Genomic DNA, 6,200 nt, shown 5'->3' on the forward strand with positions numbered 1-6,200 from the left:
TGCCTGCACGCCTATGTCCCGCCGGGGGGCGGTCAGCTCACCGGCGCCGCCGGGCGGATCAGGTCGCCTGGCGGCGGCGCCACGGCAGCCACGCCCACCAGGACCGGCGTACCGGTGCGACGGCGGGCGCCGGCCCGCCGGTGGGCGCCAGCGAGTCGGTGGGCGTCCGGGATCCGGCGGGGGCGCGCTCCGCGCGCCAGCGGCGGACAACCTCGTCGGCGTTCACCGGCCGCACCACCACCCGGGGGCCCTCGGGGTTACGCAGCCAGGCCACGATCTGGGCGTTCAGCTGACCCACGAAGTCCCGCACGGACTGTTCGGTGGGCAGGTCGCGGACCTCGGCGGGAACCTGCTCGATGCGCCGGCGCAGTTGCAGCGGAGTGGGCAGCAGCAGGTCGCTGGGGAGCGCCTCGCGCTCCAGGAAGCTCTTGATCCACCACGATTCGTCGTAGGGCGCGCCGCGGCCGGGGATCGGCTTGCCCATGCCGGGCAGGTTGTCGAACTCGCCGCGTTGTACGGCGCTCCGGATCTGCGACTCCACGGCCGCTTCCCACGCTTCGGTCACCCTGCGGCACCTCCCTGGCCACCGTAACGCGCCGCCTCCGGCCGGCGGTGCGCACCGCAACGGGTCAGCGCGCCCGGGCCGACTGCCATTCCCGTCGCCGCCCGGCGGGGGGTGGTTTCCGTCGGGACGTCCGGTTCCGCAGCAGCAGGCCACGGCCTGGCAGGTGGCCCTGGGCCGGTGTGGCCGCCCGGCCTACGGTCGGTGCGGGTGTCGGAGTAAACGGGGGTTCGTCATGGTGGGTGCGGGTGCGCTGCTGGGTATCGCGCTGGTGGCGTTGGGGCTGGTGCTCACGCCCGGCCCGAACATGGTCTACCTGGTCTCCCGCTCGGTGGCGCAGGGCCGCCGGGCCGGGATGGTCTCGCTGCTCGGGGTGGCCGCCGGGTTCGGCGTCTACCTGGCCGCGGCGGTCGCCGGCCTGGCCGCCGTCTTCGTCCTGGTGCCGACGCTGTACGCGGTGGTGAAGCTGGCCGGCGCCGGTTACCTGCTCTGGCTGGCCTGGCGGACGCTGCGCCCGGGTGGGCACTCCCCGTTCACGCCCGCGCCGCTGCCGCCGGACCGGCCGCGGCGGCTGTTCACCATGGGCCTGGTCACCAACCTGCTCAACCCGAAGATCGCCATCCTCTACGTCTCGCTGCTGCCGCAGTTCGTCGATCCGGGGCGCGGGCATGTGGCGGCGCAGAGCCTGCTGCTCGGTCTGACCCAGATCGCCGTCGCGTTGAGCGTGAACGCGTTGATCGTGCTCAGCGCCGGCGCGCTGGCCGGATTCTTCGCCCGCCGGCCGGTCTGGCTGCGGGTGCAGCAGTGGGTGACCGGCACGGCGCTGGCCGCGCTGGCTGTCCGCATCGCCACCGACCGCTCCCGCGCCGCGATCGCCACACCCTGATCCGACGCTCACTGTCCCCGGTGGCGGCGGACCATACCGGCGGCCAGCGGCGCGGCGTCCAGGTCGCCGGCGGCGAGCCGGGCGGCGAGGGTACGACGTACCAGCCGGTCGGCCAGCGCGGGCGCGTGCCGGCCGACGGCCATCTCCAGGCGTCCGCGCGTGGTGGTGGCCACGTCCCGGGGTGCCCGTCGGGCGGTGGCGGCGCGCAGGATCGCCGCGACGACGCCCTCGACGGGCTCCGGACGGGACACGCCCCGCAGGGACAGGCCAGCCTCGGCGGTGCTGTCGTGGATCGGTGAGGCCACCATGCTCGGGTAGACGACGCTCACCCCGACGTGGGTGCCCACCTCGTGGCGCAGCGCGTCGGCGTAGGCGACCAGTGCCCGTTTGCTGACCCCGTACGCGGCGGCGAGCGGCAGCGGCAGCACCGCCATCCTGCTCGACACGAAGATCACCCGTCCGCGCGCGGCGAGCAGTGCGGGCAGCGCCGCGGCGGTGGTCCGCCAGGCGGCGAGCAGGTTGACGTCGAGCTGCCGGCGGACCACCTCGTCCGGCGGCAGCTCGGCCGGGGCGGGGCCACCGACTCCGGCGTTGTTGATCAGCAGGTCGAGGCCGCCGAGCCGGTCGACGGCGGCCTGCACCGCCGGCGGTACGGCGGCCGGGTCGGTCAGGTCGCAGCCGAGCACCGGCAGCTCGTCGTCGGGCCGCGCGTGCAGGTCGAGCCCCACCACCCGGGCGCCGGCGGCGGTCAGCGCGGCGCCGAGGTGACGGCCGAAGGTGCCGCTCGCCCCGGTCACCAGCACCCGGCGGCCGGTCAGGCCGGTGACCGTCCGGCCCCTCACCGCCCCGCTCCGACCGGCGTGCCCGCGCGGGGGCGGCGGCGGGCGCCGGCGGTCAGCTCCCGGGTCAGCTCGGCCAGGTAGGCGTCGAAGTCGACCCGCATCGCCGGGCGGCGCTGGCCCCAGCGGGCGGTCGCGGCCCGCAGCTCGGCCCGGTAGACGGCCCGCTGCCGGTCGGGGTCCGGTAGCGCGTACCGGCCGGCGAGCTGCGCCGCGATCAGCTTGGCCTGCGCCTCCACCAGCGGGAACGCCGACCCGGTGGACTGCATCAGCCCCACGAAGGTCAGGCCGGGAGCGTCGGGGTGAAACACGTGCCGGTACAGCGGCAGGGTGTCCGCGCCCCCGCTGAGCAACGCCGGGTCGAGGAACGGGATCTCCACCCGGTAGCCGGTGCACCAGATGATCAGATCGACGCTGTCGGCGCGGCCGTCGGTGAACTCGACCCGGTCGCCGTGCAGGGCGGCGACGCCGGGTCGGGCCTCGATGTCTCCGTGGGTCAGCCGGGACAGCAGCCCGTCGGAGAGCGTCGGGTGGTCCTGCAGGAAGCCGTGGGTCGGCGCGGGCAGCCCGTAGCGGGCGGGACCGCCGACGGTGGTGCTGAGCATCGCCTGGCTGATGCGTTGGCGCAGTCGCCACGGCAGCCGGCGGGCCAGCGCCCCGTTGAGGGTGTCCGAGGGGCGGCCCAGCAGGTACTTCGGCACCACCCAGACGCCCCGGCGCAGCGACAGCAGGGTGCGGGTGGACGCGTAGGAGGCGTCCACCGCGATGTCCATTGCGGAGTTGCCGCCCCCGACGACCAGGACCCGCTTGCCGGCCAGTTGTTCCGGGCCCCGGTAGTCGTGGCTGTGCAGCTGCTCGGCGGTGCAGGTGCCGGGGTACGGCGGGTCAGGCAGCCGGGGCGCCCGGTTGTGGCCGTTGGCGACGACCACGGCCTCGACGGTGACCTCGACCGGCCCGTCCGGTCCGTTCGCTCGGACGGTCCAGGTGCCGGCGGGATCCTGGGTGACCTGCTCGACGGTGTGGCGCAGGCGGATGGTGTCCCGTAGCCCGAAACGGTCGGCGTAGTCGGCGAGGTAGCCGGCGATCCGTCGGTGGTCGGGGTAGTCGGGCCAGTCGGTGGGCATCGGGTGGTCGGCGAACTGGGTGCGGCCGCGGCTGGTGTTCAGGTGCAGCGTCCGGTACGCGGGCGAGTCCGGCGCCCCGTACACCCAGAGGCCGCCGACCTGGTCGGTGGCCTCGAAGCAGACCGTCGGCACGCCGGCGTCGAGCAGTGCCTTGACCGCGGCGAGCCCGGCCGCGCCGGCGCCGATCACCGCCGCCCTGGGTGGTACGCCCATCGCTGCCCCCACTTAATCCAACGTCTGATGGATAATTGTCGTGAGCAGCCGGCCCGTCAAGGGCCCGGCGGTCCGTACAGGCCGTGCAGGAGGCGGTGCACGAACACTCGGAACTCGCGCCGCTCCCGGGCGCCCGGCGCACCCGCGGCCAGCGCCACCACGTGCCCGTGCGCGGCCCAGACCAGGCTCCGTACGGTGATGTGCGGGGTCGGTTCGACCAGCGCGCCGGTCGCCGCCGCGGCGGTGAGCAGCTCCGCCACCAACCGGTACAGCGGCTCGGCGTAGCGCTGGTCGAGCTCGGTGTGCCGCTGCGGTTCCAGCCAGCGACGCAGCCACAGCGCGGTGGTCTCCGGGCGGTCCTCCAGGAAGTCGACGAACACGTCGACCAGGTCGTGCAGGGCGCGTCGCGCCGCGTCCGGCCCCGCGTCGAGAGCCGAGCGGGCCTGCGCGGCGGCCTCGGTCAGGACGTCCCGCTCGGCGGCGAAGACCCGGGCGAAGCAGGCGTCGTAGAGCGCGGTCTTCGTACCCGTGTGGTGGGCGACCGTGGCGACGTCGACGCTGGCGGCGGCGGCGACCTCCCGCAGCCCGACGGCGTCGAAGCCGCGCTCGGCGAACAGCGCGGTGGCCGCGGTGAGCACCACCTCGCGGGTCGGCCGGCTCTCGTCGCGGCGGGGCCGACCCGGACGGCGTCGGGGCATGGTCATGGCCGCCATTCTGCCCCTAGAATCCAGCAACCGTTGGATTGCGGAGAGGATGCGGCGATGACCGGGCTCGACCGGCGGCCCGCTGCCGCCACGGAAGCGATGCTGCCCCGAGGCCCGCTGGCCGGCTTCGCCGCCGGCTCGCTCGGCATGGGTGTCTGGGTGACCGTGCCCGGCCTGCTGCTGCTCTACTTCCTCACCGACGTGCTGGCCGTCGCGCCGTGGCTGGCCGGCCTCGCGCTGCTGCTGCCGAAGGTCGCCGACGTGCTGCTGCACCCGTGGGTCGGGCACCGCGCCGACGTCGAGCAGACCCGCAGGGGCGACCGGCGACGGCTGCTGCTGCTCGGCTGCGCCCTGCCGCTCGCGTTCGCCGCGCTTTTCGCGGTGCCGGGCGGGCTGACGGGCGCACCGGCCGCCGCGTGGGTGGCGGTGTTCTTCGTCGCCGGCAACCTGCTCTTCGCCACCTACCAGGTCCCCTACCTGGCCACCCCGGCCGATCTGCGGATCGGGTATCACGAACGCACCCGGCTGATGGCGTTCCGGATGGTCGTGCTGACCTTGGGCATCCTCGTCTCCGGGCTGCTGGCCCCGCTGCTCACCGGCGGCGACGACGCGACCCGCGCCGGCTACCAGCGGATGGGCGTGGTCCTGGCCGTGGGGATGCTGGCCGCCATGCTGGTGGGCGTCGCCGGCATCGCCCGGCTGCGCGGCTCGGCGGCGGCCACCGGTCCCGCCGGGCACGGCGGGTGGCGGGCGCTGCGCGATGCGCAGTTCCGCTGGCTGGTCGCCGCCTACCTGGCCATGTCCACCACCACCCATCTGGTGCTGGCCGGGGTGCCCTACTACGCCGAGTACGAGCTGCGCGCACCCGGCCTGACCACGGTGCTGGTGGCGGCGTTCGTCGCGCCGGCGCTGCTGGTCACTCCGGCCTGGCTGGTGCTGGCCCAGCGCATCGGCAAGCAGCGGGCGCTGCTCGGCGCGCAGGGCGCGTTCGCGGTCGGCTCGCTGGTGCTGGCGGTGGGCCGACCGGCCGGCCTGCCGGTGCTGATCGGGGCGGTGGCGGTGCTCGGGGTGGCGTTCGCCGGCATGCAGCTGCTGCCGTTCTCGATGCTGCCCGACGTGATCCGCGCGGCCGGCACGACCGGCGCGGGCACCTACACCGGGGTGTGGACGGCCACCGAGGCCACCGGCGCGGCCCTGGGCCCGTACGCGTACGCCCTGTGCCTGACCGTCGGCGGGTTCGTGGCCTCGACGGCCGGTGACACGCCGGTCCAGCCGGACGCGGCGCTCGCGGCGGTCCGCTGGGGCTTCGGGCTACTGCCCGCGGTGGCGATGCTCGCGGCGTTGCTGCTGCAACGCCGCTACACCCTGGACGCGACCGCCCGCGCGGCCAGCTGACGGCGCGGCGACGCGGCCCGGCGTCCGGCACTAGACTTCGCGCTCGATGGACGCCCAGCCCGCCCCCGCCGAGACCCGTCCGTGTGCCCACTGTGGACGGCCGGTGCCGCAACGTGTCGGCGCGGGCCGGCCGTTCCGCTACTGCCGAGACAACGACGGCGCCTGCCAGCGCGCCTCCCGCAACAGCCGGATGCGCCACCGCAACGCCCCCGGCCTGCCGGGTCAGGTGGCCCGCACGTGGGAGGCGGTGGACCGCCTCGACCAGGTCGTCGAGACGTTGACCGAGGCGCTGCACGCCGAGCTGTCCCCGGTGGGTGTGCAGCGGCAGCTCGCCCAGGCCCGCGCCGAGGCCGCCACCGAAATCGCGGCCGCGCAGACCGAACGCGACGAGGCCCGCGGTGACGCCGAGGACGCGGTGGCCGACGCGGCGCGCTCCCGCGAGCAGGCCCGCGAGGCGGTGGCCGCCGCCGAGGGGGC

At 75.5% G+C, this 6,200-nt stretch carries 6 protein-coding genes and 1 pseudogene; 3 read left to right on the forward strand and 4 right to left on the reverse strand.

Translation table 11 applies throughout. The annotated features are described in order from the left end of the window. Positions 1–58: 58 nt before the first annotated feature. Positions 59–565, reverse strand: a complete 507-nt coding sequence (locus ACWD6N_RS26130) for a DnaJ family domain-containing protein (protein WP_450005227.1) — start codon at positions 563–565, stop codon at positions 59–61. A 232-nt stretch (positions 566–797) separates the two neighbouring features. On the opposite strand from ACWD6N_RS26130, the gene ACWD6N_RS26135 reads away from it, so the two are divergent. Next, complete coding sequence (locus ACWD6N_RS26135; RefSeq protein ID WP_354965277.1) at positions 798–1,448, forward strand: LysE family translocator; 651 nt, start codon at positions 798–800, stop codon at positions 1,446–1,448. A gap of 8 nt (positions 1,449–1,456) precedes the next feature. Here ACWD6N_RS26135 and ACWD6N_RS26140 read toward each other — a convergent pair whose 3' ends face one another. Genes ACWD6N_RS26140 through ACWD6N_RS26150 form a run of 3 tightly spaced genes read right to left on the reverse strand, consistent with a single transcriptional unit; the run spans position 1,457 to position 4,328 of the window. After that, positions 1,457–2,290, reverse strand: a complete 834-nt coding sequence (locus ACWD6N_RS26140) for an SDR family NAD(P)-dependent oxidoreductase (RefSeq protein WP_450005228.1) — start codon at positions 2,288–2,290, stop codon at positions 1,457–1,459. Then, the gene (locus ACWD6N_RS26145) at positions 2,287–3,624 is read right to left on the reverse strand and encodes a flavin-containing monooxygenase (protein WP_450005229.1); all 1,338 of its coding nucleotides are present in this window, start codon (positions 3,622–3,624) and stop codon (positions 2,287–2,289) included. Before ACWD6N_RS26145 ends, ACWD6N_RS26140 begins: the two co-directional genes overlap by 4 nt. Positions 3,625–3,680: 56 nt before the next feature. Then, positions 3,681–4,328 (reverse strand): TetR/AcrR family transcriptional regulator, encoded by a 648-nt coding sequence (locus tag ACWD6N_RS26150; RefSeq protein ID WP_450005230.1) that lies wholly within the window; start codon positions 4,326–4,328, stop codon positions 3,681–3,683. A 57-nt stretch (positions 4,329–4,385) separates the two neighbouring features. Here ACWD6N_RS26150 and ACWD6N_RS26155 point away from each other — a divergent pair, with 57 nt between their 5' ends. Both ACWD6N_RS26155 and ACWD6N_RS26160 read left to right on the forward strand, forming a co-directional pair. Then, the gene (locus tag ACWD6N_RS26155) at positions 4,386–5,723 is read left to right on the forward strand and encodes an MFS transporter (protein WP_450005231.1); all 1,338 of its coding nucleotides are present in this window, start codon (positions 4,386–4,388) and stop codon (positions 5,721–5,723) included. Between the two features lie 46 nt (positions 5,724–5,769). Continuing rightward, positions 5,770–6,200: pseudogene (locus tag ACWD6N_RS26160) on the forward strand (hypothetical protein); the annotation flags it as partial.

It is taken from the genome of Micromonospora sp. NPDC005163 (assembly GCF_053599835.1).

Bases quoted from the DNA above. Each gene is read 5' to 3' on its own strand.
- ACWD6N_RS26145 (WP_450005229.1), bottom strand. From the start codon at position 3,624: ATGGGCGTACCACCCAGGGCGGCGGTGATCGGCGCCGGCGCGGCCGGG.
- ACWD6N_RS26155 (WP_450005231.1), top strand. From the start codon at position 4,386: ATGACCGGGCTCGACCGGCGGCCCGCTGCCGCCACGGAAGCGATGCTG.
- ACWD6N_RS26150 (WP_450005230.1), bottom strand. From the start codon at position 4,328: ATGACCATGCCCCGACGCCGTCCGGGTCGGCCCCGCCGCGACGAGAGC.
- ACWD6N_RS26135 (WP_354965277.1), top strand. From the start codon at position 798: ATGGTGGGTGCGGGTGCGCTGCTGGGTATCGCGCTGGTGGCGTTGGGG.